General features: G+C 44.1%; 13 protein-coding genes. 4 read left to right on the top strand and 9 right to left on the bottom strand.

All coding sequences use genetic code 11. The annotated features are described in order from the left end of the window. Positions 1 to 86: 86 nt before the first annotated feature. From NCI00_RS02255 to NCI00_RS02270, 4 genes are all read right to left on the bottom strand, one after another. Complete coding sequence (locus tag NCI00_RS02255) at positions 87 to 1,145, bottom strand: alpha-hydroxy acid oxidase (RefSeq protein ID WP_253524577.1); 1,059 nt, start codon at positions 1,143 to 1,145, stop codon at positions 87 to 89. Further along, a complete protein-coding gene (locus NCI00_RS02260; protein WP_253524579.1) occupies positions 1,142 to 2,629 on the bottom strand; it encodes a serine hydrolase domain-containing protein in 1,488 nt (495 codons plus the stop codon). The genes NCI00_RS02255 and NCI00_RS02260 overlap by 4 nt, the downstream gene beginning before the upstream one ends. A 112-nt stretch (positions 2,630 to 2,741) precedes the next feature. Further along, on the bottom strand, positions 2,742 to 4,931 hold the full coding sequence (locus NCI00_RS02265; RefSeq protein WP_253524581.1) for a sensor histidine kinase: 2,190 nt from the start codon (positions 4,929 to 4,931) through the stop codon (positions 2,742 to 2,744). A 20-nt stretch (positions 4,932 to 4,951) separates the two neighbouring features. Continuing rightward, positions 4,952 to 6,982 (bottom strand): tetratricopeptide repeat protein, encoded by a 2,031-nt coding sequence (locus tag NCI00_RS02270; protein ID WP_253524584.1) that lies wholly within the window; start codon positions 6,980 to 6,982, stop codon positions 4,952 to 4,954. Positions 6,983 to 7,080: 98 nt separating this feature from the next. Between NCI00_RS02270 and NCI00_RS02275 the strand changes: the two genes are divergently transcribed. Together NCI00_RS02275 and NCI00_RS02280 are read left to right on the top strand one after the other, a co-directional pair. Further along, entirely contained in the window at positions 7,081 to 8,280 is a 1,200-nt protein-coding gene (locus tag NCI00_RS02275) for a hypothetical protein (RefSeq protein WP_253524586.1), read from the top strand. Between the two features lie 9 nt (positions 8,281 to 8,289). Beyond that, on the top strand, positions 8,290 to 9,726 hold the full coding sequence (locus NCI00_RS02280) for a C1 family peptidase (RefSeq protein ID WP_253524588.1): 1,437 nt from the start codon (positions 8,290 to 8,292) through the stop codon (positions 9,724 to 9,726). Between the two features lie 4 nt (positions 9,727 to 9,730). Here NCI00_RS02280 and NCI00_RS02285 read toward each other — a convergent pair whose 3' ends face one another. Genes NCI00_RS02285 through NCI00_RS02310 form a run of 5 tightly spaced genes read right to left on the bottom strand, consistent with a single transcriptional unit; the run spans position 9,731 to position 19,459 of the window. Then, on the bottom strand, positions 9,731 to 9,910 hold the full coding sequence (locus tag NCI00_RS02285) for a hypothetical protein (RefSeq protein WP_253524591.1): 180 nt from the start codon (positions 9,908 to 9,910) through the stop codon (positions 9,731 to 9,733). A gap of 58 nt (positions 9,911 to 9,968) precedes the next feature. Next, positions 9,969 to 13,664 carry a two-component regulator propeller domain-containing protein gene (locus tag NCI00_RS29480; protein WP_310586762.1) on the bottom strand — a complete coding sequence of 1,232 codons (3,696 nt, stop codon included), beginning with the start codon at positions 13,662 to 13,664 and terminating at the stop codon, positions 9,969 to 9,971. 37 nt (positions 13,665 to 13,701) lie between these two features. Then, a complete protein-coding gene (locus tag NCI00_RS02300; RefSeq protein ID WP_253524594.1) occupies positions 13,702 to 15,714 on the bottom strand; it encodes an ATP-binding protein in 2,013 nt (670 codons plus the stop codon). Next, positions 15,711 to 17,729, bottom strand: coding sequence for an ATP-binding protein (locus NCI00_RS02305; protein WP_253524597.1), 2,019 nt, complete (start codon positions 17,727 to 17,729; stop codon positions 15,711 to 15,713). The genes NCI00_RS02300 and NCI00_RS02305 overlap by 4 nt, the downstream gene beginning before the upstream one ends. A gap of 2 nt (positions 17,730 to 17,731) precedes the next feature. Further along, positions 17,732 to 19,459: a sensor histidine kinase gene (locus NCI00_RS02310; RefSeq protein ID WP_253524601.1), complete on the bottom strand. Its 1,728-nt coding sequence runs from the start codon at positions 19,457 to 19,459 to the stop codon at positions 17,732 to 17,734. A 1,047-nt stretch (positions 19,460 to 20,506) separates the two neighbouring features. Between NCI00_RS02310 and NCI00_RS02315 the strand changes: the two genes are divergently transcribed. Then, entirely contained in the window at positions 20,507 to 23,401 is a 2,895-nt protein-coding gene (locus tag NCI00_RS02315) for a tetratricopeptide repeat protein (protein WP_253524605.1), read from the top strand. An 8-nt stretch (positions 23,402 to 23,409) separates the two neighbouring features. Further along, positions 23,410 to 24,231, top strand: coding sequence for a caspase family protein (locus NCI00_RS02320; protein WP_253524607.1), 822 nt, complete (start codon positions 23,410 to 23,412; stop codon positions 24,229 to 24,231). Positions 24,232 to 24,246: the final 15 nt, after the last annotated feature.

A 24,246-nucleotide genomic window follows, 5' to 3' on the forward strand; every position in this document is an offset into this window, starting at 1 on the left:
TAGTGGTTATTATTTTGTCAATTTTACAATAGATAGGTTTAAATAGTCACGCAAAGTCATTAATAAACAGCGACTTAATACATCAACTATTTCCATATCACCGAGGAATCTATACTGGCAATCGTGGTTTTACCCGTGAGTGCCATCGCCAGTTCAAATTCATTTCGGAGTATTTCCAATACCTTCGTTACGCCTTCGGCCCCGCCACAGGCCAGCCCGAAACAGATGGGTTTGCCCACCAATACGGCATTTGCGCCCAAAGCAATGGCTTTCAGTACATCGGTTCCGCGCCGTATGCCGCCATCCATCAATATCGGGATTCTTTTGTTTACTTTTTCGGCAATGCGCGGAAGCGCTTCGATGGTGGCGGGCACGGTGTCCAGATTTCGTCCGCTGTGGTTAGAGACGATAATACCCGAGACTCCCGACTGAACCGCTTTTTCGGCGTCTTCGGGATTTAAAATCCCTTTGAGCAACACGGGGATTTTGGCGAAGGATTTCAGCCATTCAATGTCTTTCCACGTAAGGGATTTTGTGAGGGCAAAAGCATCTTGCATGTGGGGCGTATGTATACCATGAGGCAGGGCAAAATTGACTCTTTGTTGACGATTACGAGCACCCGCCACGGGCGTGTCTACCGTAATGCATAGTGCTCTACACCCTTGGTATTCAGCTTCTTGAACAAGGTCTTTGGTAAAGTGTCGGTCGTCTCTGACGTACAACTGAAGCCACAGCGGTTGAGTCGCCACCCTGGTTATTTCTTCCAAAGGCGTTGTGGTAAAAGAACTTACTACATACACGGCCGAAGCGTCACCAGCACCACGAGCCGTGGCCAGCTCTCCTTCAGGGTGCATGATTTTGTGATAGGCCGTCGGAGCAATGAGTATTGGATGGGACAAATCAAGCCCTAAAAGTGAAGTACTGGTATCTATTTGACTGACATCAACAAGTACCGTTGGATTGAGTTTTATCGCATCCAATGCCTGTCTGTTCCATCGAACCGTAAACTCGTCGGCGGCCCCGCTTGCTACGTATTCATAGGCCATATTGGCCATTTTACTCACTGCCAATTTTTCAAAATCAAACAGATTAACGATTTGTGAAATATCAATTTTATCCATTTCCAGTTCGTTTTCTTGGTTCATTTCTTTTTTTCAGGTACGGCTTCCATCAGCAGCGAATATGCCTTGTTCAAGGCTACGCCTCCTGCCTGCGAGCCCTTGTAATGCCCCAGACGAACAACTACTAAGTCGTGCGATGGAATAATCGTAACCGACTGTCCACCAGCCCCCAACATCATGTAGGCATCTTTGGGAATTGGGAAACCACCATCACCGTTTATCCAAAACAGACCTCCATAAATAGGTCGCCCGTCGGCTATCCACGGTTCGGCGAGGGTACTGACAAACTTTGTAAAACCTTCGGGCAAAATGCGTTCGCCGTTCCAAACACCGTCCTGCAAATACAAATTTCCCAGCCTCGCCCAATCTCGACCCGAAGCAAATTCGTAGCCTTGGGTCAAAAAATTGCCGTACGGGTCGGTTTCCATGACCATCGTGCGTACCCCAATTTTATCAAACAAAGCCCGTTGCGGAAAGGTATGATACACTTCACCCATTTTTTCTATTCCCAACCGATTCAGGTAGTTGGTCAGGACGGGGTCAGAGTTACGGTAGCGGCCTACGGTATTGGGTAGCCATTGTTGAGGCAAATTGGCCGCGTATTCAAACGAATTTACGGCTCCAGTGTACAAGTACAAATGGTCGGGATAACCCAATGCGGGATTGTAGTCGGGGTCTTGTGGCGCACGACAATACAACCCACTAGACATGTGCATGATGTCCATGATTCGGATTTTAGCTCTTTCATCGCCTTTGCCCTGCCATTGCGGAATGGGCGCGGGTTGATCTAATTTATAAACCCCTTTACCAACTAAAATGCCCATAATTGTTGCCGAAAGGCTTTTACCCATCGACCAGCTTTCCAACGGGGTATCTTTGGTAATACCTTCGCCATAACGTTCAGCGATGATGCGCCCCTTGTAGGTGACGACGAAAGCCGCCGTTTGGGCCTCGGCGGGTTCAAAAGCCACCTTGACGGCTTGTTCCACTTTGGCCCTATCAATTTCCGAAGGCATTGGGTCAGTGGGCAACACATCCCCCATGGGCCACGGAGTCGTAGCGGCATTTGGTAGATTACGTACTACTTTTACAGGACTGTAGTTCAACGAATTACTCCCTTCGGGCAAGGTTACGCAACCTTGGTCGCCCGCGTAAATAGCGGTTCGGGTAACACCGTTGGGCAAAGTAATCGAAACTGATTTTTTATCATAATCAACGACGGGTTTACCTACCTTGGCCCGCTCGGCGTAGGGGCTTGTAAAATACCCCACATTCTCGGCGGCAAATTCGGGTTTGAGCCCCGTAATGAACACCGCAGAACACATGATTTTGGCGTAGCCCGACGTATGATGCGAAAGCGCATCGCCAGGGGGCGCTTTGTAAGTGGCGGTCTTCAATTCGAGTTGAGCGCCCCGCGCAATCATTTTATTGCGTGCATCTTGGGCGTTGATAGTCAGGCCATTCAAAAGGTGAAAAGCCAAAAAGAAAAGAGGAGAAATTCGGTTCATTTTGATATTTTGTTTAGGGTTTAAGAGTCGATTGGTTACCTAATCACAGGCCTAATTTCGTTCTTTTCACAGGCAAACTTTATCTCATTTTACTTATTTCTTCGGAGGCGTTTTATATTTCCGATGAAATCTTATTCAGCGTTGGCAAGACCATTATTACTTCCGTGAATTTGCCCTCTTCTGAATCAATTTTAATTTCACCCTTGTGTATTTCTATGATGTCTTTGCTCATAAACAGACCCAAACCTGTGCCTTTTGAGGTGGGTTTGGTGGTAAAAAAAGGATTGCAAAGCCTTTCCAAATCACGCGGTGAAACACCCGTTCCATTGTCTTTTACTTTTAAAATAATGTCATCATTCACCAATTCCGTCGATATTTTGATCTGAGGACTAAAGGCTTTATCGGTCACGCTTCTGTCGGCAAGGGCATAAAATGAATTATCAATTAGTGCCACAATCACTTCCCCAAATTCGGGCGGTAGAATCTTGGTTTCGAGGGGTTGTTTTGCCAAGTCAAGGAGTAGTTCCACCCTAAAATCGGGATAATTTACTTTTATTTCATCATAAACACATTTGGCTTCATTTTCGACAAAAACATTGAGGTCAGTTTGCAAAAAGTCTTTTGATTTTTCTTTCAATAGCTTTTGCATGTCTTTTACAATTCTCGTTGTAGTAGCACCATGCTCGTAAATTTTTATCACACTGCTTTTAATAAGGTCTACGACACTCAAAAACTCTTCTTTTATACTTTCTGGTACGGCGTCTTTGTGCTTTTCAAGCATTTCGTTGAGTTCATCCACCAAAAGGCTTGAGGATTCTGAGAAATTGTTGATGTAGTTGAGCGGATTCAGAATACGGTCAACGATACCCTTCGTGAGTTGTCCAACCGAAGCCAACTTTTCCTGCCTGATGAGTTCTTCTTGCGTATTTTTAAGGTGATTTAAGGTTTTTTCGAGGTCTTCCTGCGAGGCTCTCAGCTCGGCCGTGCGTTGTTGTACCTGTTGTTCGAGCAGTATATTTTGGTTAGCGAGCAGTTGTTTTTTCTCTTCACTGACTTTGACGAGTTTGTTGGCCTGCTGTTGTATGTCAATCAACAGCTCCTTCATCAGCAGCGACACATACACCACCAATGAAATCGGGAAAGAAATGCGAACCCCCGTCAGCAACATATTATAGTTGTAAGGGGTGTCGTTATAATCAAAAAATGCCATTAATATCGCAAAACAACTTGCCACTATCACCCCAATAATAAGGGCCCGGGAAGCGCCTTTGATGTTGTCTCGCCCGAGTAAAATGAGCGCTATGAAGATACAAAACTGTATCGGCAAATAATAATCAATCAACGTTCCGTCAAACACATATACATTTAGAAAACCTCCCAGAGCGTGTATACCAATGATGACGACAGACCATCCTCGGGAGATTTTAATGCGTAAAGCCATCGCCAAGGCAACAATCGCAAAACCGTTGCTTGTCCAGGCGGTCAGGCTCAATACCAGCGCATTAACCAATAATTCTTGGTGAGAAAGGCTAAAATTAAGTAAAAAACGCGCCAGCATTTCCACAGAAATCAGGGATTGAACAATGGCAATCAAGTGAATGATTTTCTTCTCGTATAGATTCAGAAAAGACAACAGCCAAAGCAGTAATGCAATCAGTAAAGAAACAAACAACCAAGTGGCGGTATAGACGGCGTTATTCTCGGCCCGTTGGTGCATCAAGGTCGTGTATTTAGCACCCGTAAGCGAGAGCATCTGCCCCGAGCGAGGCAATGATGGCAACATCAGGGGTTGTAATTGCGAAGTCTCGTCCACGATATGAATCGCAATCAAATGCGCTTGCTGAGGTTGTAATTGTACAGGCACCGGCAGTACATAATACGGGTTATGCTCTTCAAACGGCTTCCCATCGCGCCCTGTATTACCGTAAGAATGAATCAATTGTCCATCCAGATACACATCAATTGCCGCCCATGTTTCTTTAGACAAGCTGAGGGGAAAATGATAGAAAGTTGAATCCAACTTCACTCTGAGCCGAAACCAACCCTCTACCAACCCTGATGAATCGGCGTAGCGGACAGGTATATCTGCTGGGCGAAAATGTTGCCAATCGGAAGTATTGAGGTTCTTTTTTGACCAATCGGCATTATTTCCTGACTTAAATACCCAGCCGTGCATGGAAGAAATAACCAGTTGCTCATCTTGTGCAAACATTTTTTTGGACAAGACGAGCGTAGTATCCTGCCCAAACCCCGAAAAACAAACAAGGTTGAAAAGTATGGCCCGAAGAATGCGTTTTATCATGTTATCGCTCGTGATTATTGTTACTTGATAGGCAATTCCACCCTAAACGTCGTCCCCTCGCCCTCTATACTCTCACATTCAATCGTTCCGCCATGGCCTTTCGTCACAATATAATACGCCAAACTCAGCCCCAAGCCCGTGCCTTCGCCCGTGGGTTTGGTCGTAAAAAAGGGTTGAAAGATTTTGGACTTGGTAGCTTCTGACATCCCTATACCGTTGTCTTTAACTCGGATTTCAACATGATTATCAACAACTTGGGTACTGACAACAACTTTGGGTGAGTAACCAACGTCGGCAGCGTTCAGAACGCTGCCGACGTTTATGCTACCGACGTTGACTGCGTAAAATGCGTTGTTAATCAGATTCAGCAAAACCCTACCTATTTCCTGTGGAACCACTTCAATTTTTGGCAAGTTTCTATCCGTAATCAACTCATATTCAGCATTAAATTGGGTCACCGAACCATCTTTGTCTTTTGCTCGAAAACCATGGTAGGCCAGACGCAGGTACTCATCCGCCAATTGATTTATATCCGTCAACTCTCGCTCTCCCGTTGATTGGCGGGAATGCTCCAACATCCCTTTCACAATACTTGATGCCCGTTTGCCGTGAAGGTTGATTTTCTCTTGATTTTGAGCGAGGTCATTCAATAAATCTTTTTCCAGCTCTTCATCCCGTTCTCCGTATACCTTGTTCCGTTCTTCCAATAACTCTGAAACCAAATCCACGCTCAATTCCGAGAAGTTATTGACGAAATTCAATGGATTCTGAATCTCGTGGGCGATGCCTGCGGTGAGTTCGCCAAGGCTGGCGAGCTTTTCTTTTTGGATGAGTTGGGATTGAGTGGAGCGGAGTTGGGTAAGAGCTTCTTCGGCTTTGTTGCGTTGGAGGTTTATTTCGTCGCGCTGGTGTTGGAGCAAGGCATTTGCTTTTTGTTTGAGTCGGATGTTGCGATACAAAAGCAGCAACACTACAAAAAACACTACTAATACGCTCGCCATTGCATATACTTTGACGCGGTTTTGATAGGCTTGTTCGGCTTGTTTGATTTCCTGTTGTCTGAGCTGTTCGTTAAATTCTACCTTCTGAAAATTTTTCACTTTGTCGATGCTCAGTATACTATCTTTAGCCACCCACGCCATTTTGAGGTAGTCGAAAGCGCGGGCTTTGTTGATAGACTCATAGACTGACGATAACAAGTAACTGGCGTTTACCACCGTTGGAATAATATTGGCATCTTGAGCTAATTGTAAGGCATTTTGGGCATAAAAAATGGTCGAATCGCTGCGGTTGAGTTTTCTAAAAATTTCGGCAATGTCTAAGTAAGTTTGGCTCAACGCCCGGTGATTTTCAGCGGTGATAGACTTCGGAATGCTGTTTTTGTAATAGCGCAGCGCTATTTCGTCTTTGCCCATTCGCTTGTAGATATTACCCAGGTTGACCAAGTTTACGTTGAGATCGCCGCCCTTGCCTTCTTTAGACATTTGGTAGGCTATTTGGGTGTAAAATAGCGCGGAATCCAATTGATTCAAGAAAGAGTAGTCCATGCCAATATTGGCCAAAGCGATATTTTTGAGATTATCGTCTTTCAGTTCTTCGGCAAGTTTTCTGGTTTTTTGGTAGTATTCAATGGCTTGAACATGATTTTTCTGTTCTGAATACAAAATACCGATGTTATTGTAGGTTCGGGCTAAGGCATCTCTGTCTTGACTTTCTTGCGCCACTTTGATAGAAGCCAAGTGCGATTCCAGTGACTTGGTGTAGTTGCCCGAAATGCGTAAAATTGAGCCGATTCGATTCAAAACTCGTGCTTTACCCTTGTTATAATTACTCTGATTGGCCAGTTTTAGTCCTTCTTGTGCGTATTTCATGGCTTCTACGGGCTGCGAGTACATCAGGCTGCGCCCCAGTTGGTCGAGGATTAGCACTTTACTGGTATCTGGCATGGGCTGAGTGAGCATATTTTTGAGACTGTCGGTAAGGCTATTATGCTGACCAACGGCACCAAAGTAAGACAACCACAGAGAGATGATGTAAGTTAGGTTTTTCATATAATAGCGTTGTTTAACAAAGGTATAAATGCGCCCGTATTTTGCTCAAAAAACTTGCCTGATTTGCTGAAAACCACTACCTTTCCCAAAAACCCAACATGAAAAACCTTTGCTTGATTCTTACGGGATTGCTGATGAACGCCTGGGTGTATGGCCAAAAACTCCACGTGGTATTTGTCATCGAAAAAGAGGATATCAACTTCGGCCTGCTCAATCTACGCAACGAAGAACTAATGATGCAGATAATGGAAACGGTAAAATGGGGCTTGAATTACCCCATGCAAACCACCTACTTGTCGGGGGCGAAATTTACGGCGACGGCGGTCAAAAAAGCCATTGTCAACCTCAAAACCAACTCAAAAGACATTGTGGTAGTGTATTTTGCTGGTTTTGGCATAGCACAGCCTGATGACAAAAGCCTTTTTGCCAACTGGAAGCTGCGCGATACCCCCAAAATGGGGCTTTCTGTAGGGGAAGTGGAACGTTGGCTCATTGCCAAACAAAGGGCAAAAAAGCTACGTCTGGGCTTGATTTTGGCAGAATGTAGCGAGCAAAGTATCAAACAAAAACAAAAAATAAGGGCCTCAATAGGGCTGAGGATTGATTTGAGGAGACCTGTTATTAGAAAACTATTTTTAGAAAACTGCGGCATTATCAAGATGGGTAGTTCGCTCCCTTACGAATCTTCGTGGATTACGTCAGATGGACCATCGCTGTTTACAAGTTCATTTCATCGGGCTTTTGAAACAATGCTCACTCCCGCCGACTCGTCTGCGCTGCAAAGAACATCTTTCCAACAGCTGCAAAGTCTTACTTCGATGTTTATGGGTCAGTATTTCTACGATATGGGGATAAGCCAAACGCCCGTTTTGGAAATCAAATCGTGCAAAGGTGCCGCCGCCAACGTAATCATTGGCCCCATACCCGACTCTTTGGTGTCCCAAACCACCGTGCTAAATGGATTACTCAATGGATTGAGCCAAAACAGAGACTCAGTACAACGCGCCCAAATCAGACGGAAAATTATGTCCTATTTTGCCCCAACTGCTACCGTATCTTTGAGTAGCTATTATCTAAACACCGCAATTCCCGAAGTAAAGACCTATCCACTGAAACAATACTTAGACGACATACACTTAGCCAAAAGAAATCCCAAGTACGAGATGATGGTTCTTGACAAAGAATATTTGTTTATTGAAAAAATGGAAGTCAATGCCTCCAATCCAAGGGCGAAGTGGCCACTCGTCGAACAGGTGGCTATTGTTGAGTTTTGGGGAGAAATTAACCGGCCTAGATAACCTATATTTATGAAAAAACTATTGCTCATTTTTTTCCTCTTCAGGTGCCCTGTTGGGGTGTTTGCGCAGGGTATGATGTTCAACGACAATACCTATCAGGGAATGCCTCAAAAACGCTCTGCACAGGCGGTACGTAGCTTACCTAGCAGAATAGACCTCTCAGTTTATGCCCCATCGGTGATGGACCAGGGCGAATTGGGCACCTGCGTGGGGGTGTCGGTAGGATATTACATGCGCACTATGCTGGAGGCCCAACGTAGAAGATTGACTAAAAAAATTGAGATTGATAAACTACGGTTTTCGCCGTCTTTTCTCTACAACAGCATCAAACCGCTTACAGACAATACCTGTATGCTCGGAGCCGACATTGCCGAGGCGTTGGAATATCTCAAACAAAACGGTTTGCCCAAACTTTCTGAACAACCCTATCCTTATTGTGCCCCCAACAAGCCGATAGCGCTCAAAAACGATTCTAAAATTTTGGATTATGTCAAACTATTTGGCATCACCGACCGCGAAGAAAACGTAGTGGTCACCACTAAGAAAGCCCTTTCGGAGCTTTCCCCTGTTGTAGTAGGCATCCAGACCACCTCTTCGTTCAACGACTTATCGCTCAGAAATACCTTTTTCTCGCGCGGGATGGCATTTTTTGGGTCTTCAACAGCCCAGGCCCAAATCAGTCAGTGGAAACCTGCCACCAATGCTTCTACCACCCTGAGCTACGGCCACGCCTTGTGTGTGATAGGCTACGACGACAAAAAATTCGGTGGTGCATTCAGATTGGTCAATAGTTGGGGCGACTCTTGGGGCGAGAGCGGCTACTTTTGGATGACCTACGCCGACTATAAAAAGTATGTAAAGTATGGCTATCAGGCTTACATAGAACCACTTAATGTCGCACAAAATGCACTTTCAGTCGATTTGACAATTTCGGTGGGGACCTTTGTAACGGGCACCCAAGAAGAGGTAGTGCGCGCTAATGCCAACGCCAAACTCACGGCCTACACCTTCAAAAAACCGCAGCGGACGGGTACACCTTATAAATTTAGTGCCAACGTATCAAAGCAGACTTACGTCTATATGATAGCCGCCAATGCCACCGAAAACATCACCACCAAGCTATTTCCCAACAATAATTTTAGCCCCCTCATCGGAACCAATACCAAGTTGGACTTACCCAGCGACGAACTTCTCACCCTCATCGACCCCAAAGGGACCGAGTATTGGTTATTTTTGTTTTCGGACAAAGCCATTGACATAGATGGCTACGTAAAGAAAATCAACGAAGCAAAAGGCCCATTTCCCGATCGTATCATTGAGACTTTTGGCGATACGCTATTGCCTTACCAACAAGTCAATTACAAAGAAAAGAAAATGGGCTTCTTCTTAAAAAACCAGCAACGAGGGCGTATTGTGCCACTGTTGGTGAGCATGAATCACATCTAATTGATTATTTTTTCATGCGCGAGCCAAGTAAGTAGCCAATGATAACACCAATCACTAAGCCAATACCAACCGACAGAAAATCAATACCAGAGCTTGTCTTGGGAGCGGTATCGATAGGCACTTGGGCCATTGCAAAAACACCGACAAATAACAAAAGAAGGGTGAAGGCAAGAGCGCTTTTCATTAGGTAAGAGAGGTTAAAAGGTTAAAAAATCAACCAAATATAGCAGAAATGTATTATTTTAAACTATTGGCAGCTTCACAATAAACGTCGTACCCTCGCCCTCTACACTCTCTACCTCAATCGTCCCGCCGTGCCCCTTCGTCACAATATCATACGCCAAACTCAGCCCCAAGCCCGTGCCTTCGCCCGTGGGTTTGGTCGTGAAAAAGGGTTGAAAAATTTTGGCCTGCACTTCTTTCGACATTCCTATACCGTTGTCTTTCACTTGGATGACAACTTGATTATCAATAGCTTGGGTGCTGACAATAACTTTAGGCGAGTAACTAACGTCGGCAGCGACTGCGCCGCCATTGCTGACCAATCGGCGGTTTTGAACCACAGACGCGTCTGCGTTACCAACTTTGACGGCATAAAAAGCGTTGTTTATCAAATTCAACAACACCCGCCCGATTTCCTGTGGAACAATCTCGATTTTTGGCAAGCTTTCATCTATAATCAACTCATAATCAGCATTAAATCTACTATCTTTAGCTCTTAATCCATGATAAGAAAGCCGCAAAGACTCATCTGCCAGTTTATTAAGGTCGGTAAGCTCTTTTATGCTCATACCTGCTCTTGAGTGTTCTAGCATTCCTTTCACAATACTGCTTGCACGTTTGCCGTGGTGGCTGATTTTTTGCTGGTTTTGGCTTAAATCTGTCACTAAATCCAAGATAGCGTCTTTATCTATTTCTGGCTTTTCTACTTCTTCTTTCAATTCTTGGGCAAGCTCAACGCTCATTTCCGAGAAGTTATTGACAAAGTTCAATGGATTCTGAATCTCGTGGGCAATACCTGCCGTAAGCTCGCCGAGGCTGGCCATTTTTTCCGATTGAATCAGTTGAGCTTGGGTAGATTTGAGTTTATTGAGAGAGTCTTCTAATTCACGGGTACGAATATTTACCTTGTGTTCCAACATTTGGTTTTTTTTCACTAACTGCCGTGAACGGAACACAATATAAGCTCTCAATCCACTTAAAAACAGTAAAGCGTAAATCAAATAAGCCCACCAAGTAGCCCACCACGGAGGCCGAATCGAGAAAGTGTACTGATACTCGTTGCTCCACTCGCCAACGCTGCTGAGTGCTTTTGCTTTGAAGGTGTACCTACCCGGCGAAAGGTTACTGTACGAAGCTCGGTTGCTACTGGAAAGACTACTCCAGCTCCGGTCGTTACCTTCCAAGAAGTATCGGTATTTTACTTTATCTGACTGATGCATCGTGATACCGATAAAATGAAAAGTCAGGTAGTTGTTATCATAAGGCAGGCTTAGACCTCCTGGCAATGCTTGCCATTTAATGGTACTATCTACCCGAATATCACCCACTTGTACACCATTTCCCAGCACTATGCTAGTATCTGGATTGTTGATAAGTGTGTTCCAATCTACGGGCTCATTATACAGCGAAATACCAGTGAGCCGAGTTTTGGGAGGGGCATTTTTTTTCACCTCTCTGCTTGTATAATACACCGTAACTCTGTCATTTGAGCAAGCCCAAATGTTGCCTGCTCGGTCGGCAATAATGGTATTTCCACTTTGACCTCCCATCCCCAAAAAACCATCACCGTACCCAAAGCTTTTAAATAAGTTTAGGTTTTCATCAATGCCCAATGCATTGGGTGTTGTTTTTAAGTAAGATTTTAGGGCTTTTTCTTTGGGTAATTTATTAAGACCGTTACGAGTCACAAACCACATATTGCCTTCGTGGTCTTCGGTAAGTGTGAGCGGGTATATTTCCGAAAGTCCTTCTTTGTGGGTAAAAGCCGTAAAATATTTCCCATCGTATCGGGCAGCGCCTTCTGAAGTACCAAACCATATATTGCCCGCTTTGTCTTCGTGGCTTGCCCAAACACTGTTGTGCGGCAATCCGTCTTTGGTGGTATAACAGGTAAATTGTTTGCCGTCGTATTTGGCGATTCCAGCGTCACTTGTCCCAATCCAGATGTTGCCGTGTCGGTCTTCGGTGAGGCTATTAGTAATGTTGGAAGGAAGTCCCTGTTTGGTGGTAAAAACAGTAATGCTCTTACCATCATATTTATAAACACCCGACCCATAATTAGCCATCCACAGATTGCCGTGCCTATCTTCCATTATATCCTGTATGGCGTTTCCTCTTTCGCTGTTTGGGTCTTTATAGTAGTAAAACTTCTTGCCGTCAAATTTTGCGAAGCCCCCGCCTCCATCGCCCAAACCTAGCCATATATTTCCCTGGCGGTCTTCGGCGATGGAGCGCACCGTTTGTGGTGAGGGTAAGCCTTTTATGGAAGTATAATGTGTAAAATGTTTACCATCATATTTGCACAGACCCGCTTGCGAGCCAAACCACATATTCCCTTTTTTATCCTCCAAAATGCTCCAGTTTCGGTTGAATAACAAGCCCTCCTTGTCCGTAAAGTGATTAAAAGGAATGCCGCTAAGTTTGGTCAAACTACCATAATTCCCAAACCAGATGTTGCCCGAACGGTCTTCCAGCATACATAATACTTCTCTATCAGGAAATCCTTCTTTCGGGCCATAGTGCGTAAACTGTTTCCCGTCGTACTTGACGACTCCCGCGCCTTCGGTACCTAACCAGACGTTGCCAGTCCGGTCTTCTAGCAAGGTGCTAATCGTATTATGACTTAATCCTTCTTTTTGGGTAAAATTGAAAAACTGTTTTCCATCGTATTTTATCAGGCCCGTGCTGTCGGTGCCCATCCAGATGTTGCCAGCTTTATCTTCCAACAAACACCGAATACCTTGGGCGGGCAGACCGTTTTGATTAGTATAATGGAAAAAACTTTGTCCGTCAAATTTATCAACACCCTTTTCAGTAGCTATCCAGAGGTTTCCGTGGCGGTCTTCAATAAGATGCCTGACCGTGTTGCCTGAAAGCCCCTGTTTGGTAGAGTACATCGCAAAATTTTTGCCATCGTACCGACCTATCCCCCCTTTGGTGGTACCAAACCAAATCGTTCCTTTTCGGTCTTGCAACATGGTTCGGACGTGCCCCATTCGCGTATTTTTCTTATCTACGATGTACCTAAAATGTTGACCATCGTACTTAAACAAGCCCTCTTTTTCTGACCCAAACCACATATTGCCCGAGCTATCTTCAATCAAAGTCATGACTCGGTGGCCGTTGGTGGCGGGAATATTGGAAAAATGGGTAAAGTTTTGTCCGTCAAACCTGCTCAAACCTCCTCCCCTCATACCTATCCAAATATTGCCAGCCTTGTCTTGAATCAAAGTATGTACGGAGGGGTGTCGCAACCCTTGCAGTTTGGTGTAGTAGCTAAAATTAGCAGGATTTGGGTCTTTGATGGCCATATCTTTGGCCACTACTACTTCTCTCGGCCCTACCGTAATTTGGGTATCAATCGCCTCAGAGATAATAGGTAACAAGAATGAATCTTTGCCAGGTGTACAAATGGTGGGGGCGGTCAGTTTGAAGGGCTTTTTCGCAATTGCTGCATAAATATTGGTATTAGCTGGAATTGATTTTAGAGCCCCCACAGTTGTGATTTTAAAGTCAGCTGCCGTCACGGGGATTACTTTGGGCGGCGCTAGACTGTCAGCTGGGGTTTTATAACCCTTCGCCTCCACGACTAACAATTGATGAGACTCATTGCCTTTGTTTTCGGATTGACGACACGCGTACTGAGATAAGATGAATAAGCTAATACAAGACACCTTCAGGATACTGATAACAAGCAGAGATGTAGTGTTTTTCATACGAGATATGGGTAGGTTTTCTTTGAATATCAATCGTTTATAGATTAGGCAATCGCATTATAAAAGTCGTCCCTTCGCCCTCCTTACTCTCTACTTCAATCATTCCCCCGTGCCCCTTGGTCACAATATCATAGGCCAAACTCAGCCCTAAGCCCGTGCCTTCGCCCGTGGGTTTGGTCGTGAAGAAGGGTTGGAAAATTTTGGATTTGGTGGCTTCAGACATACCTATGCCGTTGTCACTGACCCGTATCTCAACCCAGTTCTCAGCAACATTTGTCGTGACCGTTACTTTGGGTTGATAATCGGCTTCTCCCTTTTTAGCACGCTCGTTTACGGCATAAAACGCATTATTGATTAGGTTCAATAAAACCCTGCCGATTTCCTGCGCAACAACCTCAATCCTTGGCAAACCTTCATCTCTAATCAACTCATAATCAGAGTTAAATCGGGTCACCGAACCGTCTTTATCTTTTGCCCGAAAACCATGATAGGCGAGGCGTAAGTATTCATCCGCCAATTGGTTAATGTCGGTGAGTGTTCGTTCGCCTGTCGATTGGCGAGAATGCTCCAACATGCCTTTCACAATGCTTGACGCACGCTTGCCGTGAAGGTTGATTTTCTCTTGGTTTTGAACTAAGTCACCCACTAAATCACTGACCAGTTCCTTGTCAATGTCCCGTTTTTCTACTTCTTCTTTGAGTTCCTGAGCTAAATCAACACTGAGTTCCGAGAAGTTATTGACGAAATTCAATGGGTTTTGAATCTCGTGGGCGATGCCTGCCGTGAGTTCACCGAGAGATGCCAGTTTTTCCTTTTGGATGAGTTGAGATTGGGTGGAGCGGAGGTCGGTTAGGGCTTTTTCGGCTTTGTCGCGTTGAAGATTGATTTCTTCCTTTTGGCGGTGAAGTAGGTGATTGGCTTTCTTTTGTTGCTTATTGTTACGCCAGAGAATAAATGCTAAAAACAAAACAACTGTCAACCCGGCAAGTACCGTATAAAATCGTACTCTATTTTGGTTTTCCTTGTGTTCGTTGATCAAGTCCTGTTGTTTTTGTTGTTCGCTCAGGACAAACAATTGAAGTTGTCGGAATTTATCGGGACCATATAGACTATCATTGATGGCTTTGGCGATTGATTGATAATAAAAGGCGCTGTCGAGCTTGTTTTCTGATTTGTAAAGTCGGGTCAGCAAATTGGCAGCACGCAGGTAGTTTACTTTTAAATCTAACTGACGGCTGTTGACCAACCCAAGTTGAGCGTAATAAAAGGCTGAGTCAACTTGCTGTATTTGGTCAAAGAGTTCTGCAATACTCAACTGAGCACTGGATGCACGGCGAATATCTTTTTCCGATAGTGCCATAGTCAGGGCCTGTTTGTAAAGCCTGAGGGCTTCAGGGTAGTGTTTATCCAAAAAAGCAATTTGTGCCGAGCGATTTAATTGAGAGATTTGACTGATAATAGGAAGGGGAGTGAGCTTATTCAATTGCTGCACCTGCTGATTGACAATTTTGGCAGAATCAATCAAGTGCAAGCTTATATAGGTATTGGTCATGTTGCTTAACGCTTGAGCCATGCCGGTTTTGAACCCACTTTCTTCAAAATATTTTTTTGCCTGTTGAAAATAGTGAAGTGCTTTGCGTTTTTCCCCTAAATCAAGGTAAATAACCCCCACTTGGTTCAATTGCCAACCTACTTGTACAGGGTCATTCAAAGTTTGAGCGAGAGTCAATGCTTTAAATGAATAGTCTAATGCTTGCGGTAAATCTCCGTTTAGTCGGGTGATGTTACCAAGTGCTCCCAATGCGCTTGATTCACCCTTGGCAAAGCCGAGTTGACGAGCCAGCAGCAAAGATTGCTGAGCAAATTTCATACTGGAGTCGGAGGAGTGAGCGGTGTAGATAACCGCCAATCTTGTCATGGTCATTACATAGCCAGTGTCTTTTGGACTTTTGGCTAAAATACGCCGTAAGCTATCAATTCGGGCATTTTGCCCCATTATAATAAATTGGGGGGAAGCCCATAATAATAGTAGCAATAGCTGCCTTTTCATGATAGTATTGTAAAGGGTAAGGTAATTATAAACTCAGTATAATCGTTGAGTTGACTTTTAACTTCCAGTGTCCCGCCATGCCCCTTCGTCACAATATCATACGCCAAACTCAGCCCCAAACCCGTGCCTTCGCCCGTGGGTTTGGTGGTGAAGAAAGGTTGGAAGATTTTGGACTTGGTGGCTTCTGACATCCCTATGCCGTTATCACTGACCCGTATCTCAACCCAGTTCTCAGCAACATTTGTCGTGACCGTTACTTTGGGTTGATAATCGGCTTCTCCCTTTTTAGCACGCTCGTTGACGGCATAAAACGCATTATTGATTAGGTTCAACAATACCCTGCCTATTTCCTGCGGTACTACTTCAATTTTTGGCAAACCTTCATCTCTAATCAACTCATAATCAGAGTTAAATCGGGTCACCGAACCGTCTTTATCTTTTGCCCGAAAACCATGATAGGCGAGGCGTAAGTATTCATCCGCCAATTGGTTAATGTCGGTGAGTGTTCGTTCGCCTGTCGATTGGCGAGAATGCTCCAACATGCCTTTCACAATGCTTGACGCACGCTTGCCGTGAAAGTTGATTTTCTCTTGGTTTTGAACTAAGTCACCCACTAAATCACTGACCAGTTCCTTGTCAATGTCCCGTTTTTCTACTTCTTCTTTGAGTTCCTGAGCTAAATCAACACTGAGTTCCGAGAAGTTATTGACGAAATTCAATGGGTTTTGTATCTCATGGGCAATGCCCGCCGTGAGTTCGCCCAAGCTGGCGAGTTTTTCTTTTTGAATGAGTTGGGCTTGGGTGGAGCGGAGTTCGGTGAGGGCTTTTTCGGCTTTGTCGCGTTGAAAATTGATTTCCTCTTTTTGGCGGTGAAGTAGGTGATTGGCTTTCTTTTGTTGCTTATTGTTACGGTAAAGAATAAAGGCAATCATAAGAAGTACGCCCAAACCTGCTAAAAAAGCATATTGCCTTATTTGAGTTTGATAGGCAATTCTTTGGACTTCAGCTTCTCTCTGCCGTACTTGCTCATCCACAACGATGGTTTGCAAGGCTTGCAGTTGTCGTGGCCCAAACAAACTGTCTTTGGCTGCTGCGGCCATCTTATGATAATAGAACGCCTTGATTGGGTCTTTGGCTTCGTATAATTCTGACAGTAAAGTGCTGCTAGCTAAAATACCCTGTTTAGACGAATTCAATTTGGATTCTGCCAATCCTTTTTGCGCATAATAAATACTCGAATCAAGTTGATTTTCTTTCTGGTATAATTGGGCAATTTGATTCAGAAAGCTACCAGTCACTTGTCTCCCATCCTCACCTTGCACTTGGAGACTTTTTCGATAATATTCCATTGCAAGGCGATTATTACCCAATTTGGCCTGAATGTTCCCTAAATTTGTAAACACAATCGGATTAATTCCATTTCCAGCCCGAGCCATTTCCTCATACGCTTGTTGCCCATAATACAGCGCCGAATCCAATTGATTCATTTTCTCAAAGGCATTTCCGATACTCATTTTTTGAGCTCTCACCCGTTGATAGTCATGATTTGCTTCAGAGACCAACATTGACTGTCGGTAATAGCTGATTGCTTTCGGATAGTTGCCCAATGTAGAGTAAACACTACCAATATAACTAAACGGCAAAGCTCTTTCGGCTGACAAGTGATTGTCCTCCGCAATTTGTAAAGCTTTGAATTGCATCTTCAGTGATTGAGGCAAACTTCCTACATCTAACTGTAATCGCCCCATGTAAGCCAATGCCCGTATTTCTCCTTTTGGGAATTTGATTTGTTGTGCCAATGTCAACGCCTGCTGTCCAAACACCAAGGCGGAATCAGGTTGTGGAACACGGTAACTATTACATAATTGTGCCATAATAAGAACGCGACTTGTATCGTGCTTAGCAATGGTCAATTGACGTTTTAAACTCTCAATTATCAATCTGCCCCGGGCATTTTGAGCAAAGCTAATGCTCCCAATAAGGGTAAGAAGAAAGATAAAGGTTAAAGTCTTCATGTTCAGCTATTTTGAATCGGTAATTTCACAATAAACGTCGTTCCCTCGCCCTCTACACTCTCACATTCAATCATTCCCCCGTGCCCCTTGGTCACAATATCATAGGCCAAACTCAGCCCCAAGCCCGTGCCTTCGCCTGTGGGTTTGGTCGTAAAAAAGGGTTGAAAAATTTTGGATTTGGTGGCTTCTGACATCCCTATGCCGTTGTCACTGACCCGTATCTCAACCCAGTTCTCAGCAACATTTGTCGTGACCGTTACTTTGGGTTGATAATCGGCTTCTCCCTTTTTAGCACGCTCGTTTACGGCATAAAACGCATTATTGATTAGGTTCAACAATACCCTGCCGATTTCCTGCGCAACAACCTCAATCCTTGGCAAACCTTCATCTCTAATCAACTCATAATCAGCGTTAAATGTATTATCCTTAGCCCTCAAACCGTGATACGCAAGACGCAGATATTCATCCGCCAGTTGGTTAATGTTGGTGAGTGTTCGTTCGCCTGTCGATTGGCGAGAATGCTCCAACATCCCTTTCACAATGCTTGAAGCACGCTTGCCGTGAAGGTTGATTTTCTCTTGGTTTTGGGCGAGGTCATTCAATAACTCTTTTTCAAGTTCTTCATCCCGTTCGTCGTATAGCTTATTCCGTTCTTCCAATAACTCCGAAACCAATTCTAGACTCAACTCCGAGAAATTATTGACAAAATTTAACGGATTCTGAATCTCATGGGCAATGCCCGCCGTGAGTTCGCCCAAGCTGGCGAGTTTTTCTTTTTGGATGAGTTGGGATTGGGTGGATTTGAGCGTTTCGAGGGTTTGCTCTACTTTTTCTTTTTGAATGTTTAGAAGAATGTTTGCCTTCTGTTTTTGCTGATTGTTGCGGTAAAGAAGGAAGGCAATCACCAATAAAACGCCTAAACCCGCCAGAAAAGAGTATTGTTTGAGCTGATTTTGATAGGCGATTGCGTCAGCTTCAATCTTGCGCTGAAGTTCCTGTTCTTCAAACACTATTTTTTGTAATGCCTGTACTTGCTTAGGACCATAGAGTTCTTCATTGACTAATTGAGCCTCTTTTAAATGATAATGGGCTTTTGAAAGATTCTTTGATTCATAGCCTACTGCTAATAATTTATTGGCTAATAATATCTGTCGCTTAAATGAAATTCGTTTAGCCTCCACGAGGCCTTTTTCTGCATAGTAAATGGAAGAATCATAAAGGTGCTCTCTATTGTAAAATTGGGCAATTGTCAAATAGTTAGCGGTTTTTGTACGGGTATCTTTGGCTTGAATGGCGATTTGAAGCCCTTGTTTCCAGTAATTCAAAGCACTGGCAGTATTTTTGGCCCTGTCCTGAACATTGCCCAAAAGTAAAAAAATGTCAGATTGTAAACGTAGAGGTATAACAACTTGCTTGCTTCTTTCAAAAGCTAACTGACTATATTTTGCGGCTGAATCTATATTATTGGAGGATAAATACAAGATTCCTAAATTCATAAATACGGCGGCTATTCCCTCATCAAAATGAGCTATTTCGTATTTTTTTATGGCTCGGTTGTAAAAATTTATGGCTTTGATACGGTCGATTTCATCCCGGTAAATGTTGCCAATCCGCATTAAAGAATATCCTGTTTCTAAAGGATAAGCGTTTTCCTCGCCAATTTTTAAAGATTTTAATTGAAGCTCTAGTGACTCAGAAAGATTGCCATCCTGTCTGATGATAAGTGCCATAATACTTAAAGCCTTTGCTTCGCCTTTAGAAAATTTTATTTTCTTTGAAAGTTCCAAGGCCTTTTGGGCATATAGTTTGGAGCTTTGGGGACTTGAAACAAAATCATTAAAAGCTATATCAGCCATTAAAAGTACACGACTAGTATCATGTTTAGTAATAAGCATTTCATGCTTTAAACTATCAATTTCTGGTCGGCTTTGGGCAAAGCAAAAGCTCCCTGAAAGTAACGCCATCAAGAAGCTCAGAAGGAAGATTTTCATTGTCAGGGTATGAGGTTTAGAAGGGTAAAATGTCAAAATATCTCAGGCTTTAGCGTCAGATTTACCCGAAACTTCAAATTTTTATGCTTTTTTACTGCGATGAATTAAGTGAATGTTCATCTTCAATAATGAGTTTTCAACCAATGTTTAAACTATTAATCTACTCCAAATACTACCTCCAATAGATATACCGTTTTAAAAGACAGCGGTGGCCTATCTGCTATCCCTGTTGGTGAGCGGGGGTGTTATATCGTTATGACGATACAAATCGTACTTAAACAGGTCCTTTAAAAATTTTAATGCTATACTCGCAGCGCCTCTAACTAAGAAAAAAATCAGCGGCTGCCCTTGGGAGCGGAGGTCTTTCTTGAGATTTTCCATAATAGCAGAGGTTATAAACTACTCCAATTGTACGATGTTTAAATCTCATTTCCAAACAGTTACCCACAACCTATGACACAAAATTTAATATAGAAAAAACGATACAGTTTTCTTGGAAAGATACCGATTCCCGGTATTTTTGGGGAGATTCTTACAAATCGCGACGTTTTGTCAATGCAGGGAGGCTTTTCTCGTCAATCACCCCTAATGTACCGTCGTAATTCATTGCCACGCCAAATAATATTCCTATCATCCGAAAAATAAATGTTCCGAAAAGGCTTTACGATTTCCTTTTAAAAGGAGGAAAAATCAGTTAATTTTACTTTAAAGTATGTCTTTACTCCCCTACCCTTTTTATTAAATATTTGCCATTTGCTAAACCTGATTGGACCTACTTTACGCTTTATGAAACTTCAAAAACTCTTATTCATTTTTTGGGCTTCTATCACGTTTACGGGCCAGATTGAAGCACAGGAAGAACGCGGCCAAAAAGTGGAAAAGGCCAACATGGCCCCAAAAACAGTGGGACAAACGTGGGCGGTGATTGTGGGTGTGTCGCAATATCTACACATCAATTCACTCCGATTTGCTGGCGACGATGCCCTTGCTTTTTATAATTTTCTAACGTCTCCCGCAGGAGGCTCAGTACCCGAATCCAACATTCAACTTCTGCTAAACGAAAAAGCAACCTTAGGGCAGGTTGACCGGGCTATGGGAAACCTACTGGATTTTGTCAAGCCCAACGACCGCGTATTTTTGTATTTTTCGGGGCACGGCGACCAAGAATCCCGCACCATTGCCCAACGCGGCTTTTTGCTTACCCACGATTCTTACAGTAGCAATTATAATTCCACGGCCTTTGCGGTACTTTATCTACAGGATTACATTGCCACCCTCTCAACCAAAAATCACGCTCAGATATTATTATTCTTAGATGCGTGTCGGGCAGGAAAGTTAGCGGGGAATGAAATCGGCGGGGTCCAGCTCATGGGCCAACAATTGCTCAAACAGGTAGCCAATGAAGTGAAGTTTATGGCGTGTCAGGCCAATGAATTATCGTTGGAAGGATACCAATGGGGAGGTGGTCGCGGGCTATTTAGCTATCACCTCATACGCGGAATGCAGGGACTAGCCGATACCGACGGCGACAAAACCGTTACCCTACGTGAATTGGAACGCTATCTGGAAGACCGCGTTACTGCCGAGGCCGCCCCTAATCCACAAAACCCTCTTTTGATCGCCGCCGACAAATCACTGCCCATCGTCAAGGTAGACGCAGCCACGCTAGAATCAGTCCGTAAAAACGTACCGCCACCGCTCTTTGCCGCAGTCCAGGGCCGAGGCGTAACCCAAACTATTTTAGAAGAGGCGGAAACTGACGTCAAAAAACTGTACACTGATTTTCAGGAAGCAGTCACCAATAAACAATTACTTGATGTGCCCAACGCCGCAGAGAGTTATTTTGAAAGATTGCTTGCGGCTCCTTCCATCAAAGACATGCACCCTTTCATTAAGCGAGAGTTTGCGGCAGCCTTGCTGGAAGAATCATCAAAAGCATTTACGGGTCTTTTGGAAAACAGAAACGCGCCTGAAGTGACAAGTGCTTACCAAAAAAACATCCGATATTTAGAAAAAACGTACCTAATTTTAGGAAAATCTCACTTTTTGTACCCCAATCTTCGGGCGCGGGTTTCTTATTACAAAGGCTTAATCGCCGAACCGATCAATGCCGATGCCGCCCTGCTGAACTTTCGTCAAGCCCTCGACGCCGACAGTACGTTTGCTCCCGCCTACAACGACGCTGGGCGCATTCTGTACTTGAAAAAGTCGTACAAGGAAGCACAGCAGGTATTTGAAAAAGGAATTCAATTCGCCCCCAACTGGAGTTTTTTACACGTAAATTACGGCATGGCGCTGGCCGCCCAAAACAAACGAGCCGAAGCAGAAGCCGCGTACAAAAAAGCCATAGAATTAAAATCTGACGACCCCGTAGTCTACAAAAACTACGGCAACCTCCTCTCGACTCAAAACAAAGCAGAAGCCGCCGAAGAAGCTTACAAAAAAGCCATTGAGTTAAAAACCAGCGACGCCGAAACGTTTAATAATTATGGTATGCTACTCAACGCAAAAAAGCGGTACAACGAAGCCGAAAATGCGTATAGAAAAGCCCTTGAACTTCAGCCCAACTACGCCACCGCTTATAGCAATTATGGGATTGTCATGGCCGTCCAGAACCGCCCCGCAGAAGCCGAAACGGCGTTTCAGAAGGCCATCCAACTAGACCCCAACGATGCCCAAGCGCATTTTAATTATGGCATATTATTGGTTTCCCAAAACCGTCAGGCAGAGGCCGAAAACGAGTATAAAAAATGCATTGAATTAAACCCCAACGATGCCTTCGTTTACAATAGCTACGGTGTTTTATTGGCAGCTCAAAACCGTTTTGCCGAGGCCGAAAATGCCTATAAAAAATACTTTGAGCTTAACCCCACCAACTCCGTTGTGTACGGAAATTACGGCAACTTGCTGGCTCGACAGGGCCGACAAAATGAGGCCGAAGCCGCCTACCGGCGCTCTATAGAGCTCAACACCAACGATGCCAACGTCCACAAAAATTACGCGGTGTTACTCAAAAATTTAAACCGCTTGACCGAAGCCGAAATCGAGTACAAACGGGCCATTCAGCTCAATACCACCGATTCGGAAGTGTACAAGAACTACGGAATGCTGCTCAGTGCGGGCAATCGGCCAGAGGAAGCAGAGGTGATGTACAAAAAAGCGATTGAGTTCAACCCCAACGACGCCTACATTTACAACAGTTACGGCATTTTGTTGGCGGCCCAAAATCGTTTTGCCGACGCCGAAGCCGCTTATAAAAAATCCATTGAATTGAACGCCATGAACGGCCTTGTTTACAGCAATTATGGAAATTTACTTTCCCGCCAAAACCGTTTTGAAGAAGCCGAAACTGCCTATAAAAAAGCCCTTGGATTTACGCCCAACGATGCCAATTTTCACAATAATTATGGCAACTTGCTGGAAAGACAAAATAGACTAGCCGAAGCCGAGGCTTCTTACAAAAAAGTAATCGAACTCAATCCCGCTTATTTCCGCGCTTACTATTACATTGCCACCATCAAAGCCCGGCAAAAACTTCCTTTTGAAGCCGTTGAGTGGCTAGGCAAAGCCCTAGAAAGAGGCTATACCAATTTTGACAGTATCAGCAAAAATCCCGATTTTGATTACCTTAGAGACATGCCCGAGTTTACGGCGCTCATTGGACGATTCCGAAATAAATAACCCTTTTTATGAAAAGTTACTTTTTGCTTTTTCTGTTTGCCCTTTCCCCCTTTATCAGCCGCGCCCAAAAGCTGCACCTCATTCTGGCCTCAGACTATGAGAACAAAGATTTTGGGATGATAAGCCTCAAGGATGAAGAGATGGTAAGCACCATGTTTAAAAAAATCAGTACCCAAATCGGATACCATTTACAAACCGTTTATGTAAACCGAAAAGTGGATGGACTGACCGAAAAAGCCGTCAGAAATGCGGTCAGCGACACCTCCATTCACCCCAATGACATTGTCGTTTTTTATTACTCTGGCTTTGGCACCTACCCCGGCAACAGCACCTTACCTTCGATGCAATTAGACAATCCTGGTTTGTTTAAACTTGAGAAACACAGTCTGGTATCAATTGATGAAGTGGCCGCTATCCTGCAAACCAAAAGATTGCGGCTCGGTATGGTGATGGCCGATTGCCGAGATAAAATGATTGACCGCTACCCCACTCCCTTACCCAGAAATACGATTGTAAAACATGACCGCAGCAAAGAAATTCTAAAAAAACTGTTTCTCGGCGAGCCTTGCCGTATCCTGAAAATATCCAGCGGACAAAAGGGTAAACCAGTCTTTACCATCCAACGAAATTCGGTCTTTACCTATTCGCTTACCGAGGCTTTTGAGGATATGTTGTACGCAAAAAATCTCAAGGAGGTGAGCTTAAACAATCTGTTGGCAAGAATTAACAAAATTACGAAATCATTTATCCCCGAATACGCGGGCTTGAGTCAGGTCCCAGTAAGTTGTCGTCCCTCGGCCGTCAAACCGGTTGTCAAAGCTACCCGATAATCTCCTCAAAGTCAA

The sequence above is a fragment of the Runella salmonicolor genome, from assembly GCF_024158025.1.
Classification (GTDB): domain Bacteria; phylum Bacteroidota; class Bacteroidia; order Cytophagales; family Spirosomataceae; genus Runella; species Runella salmonicolor.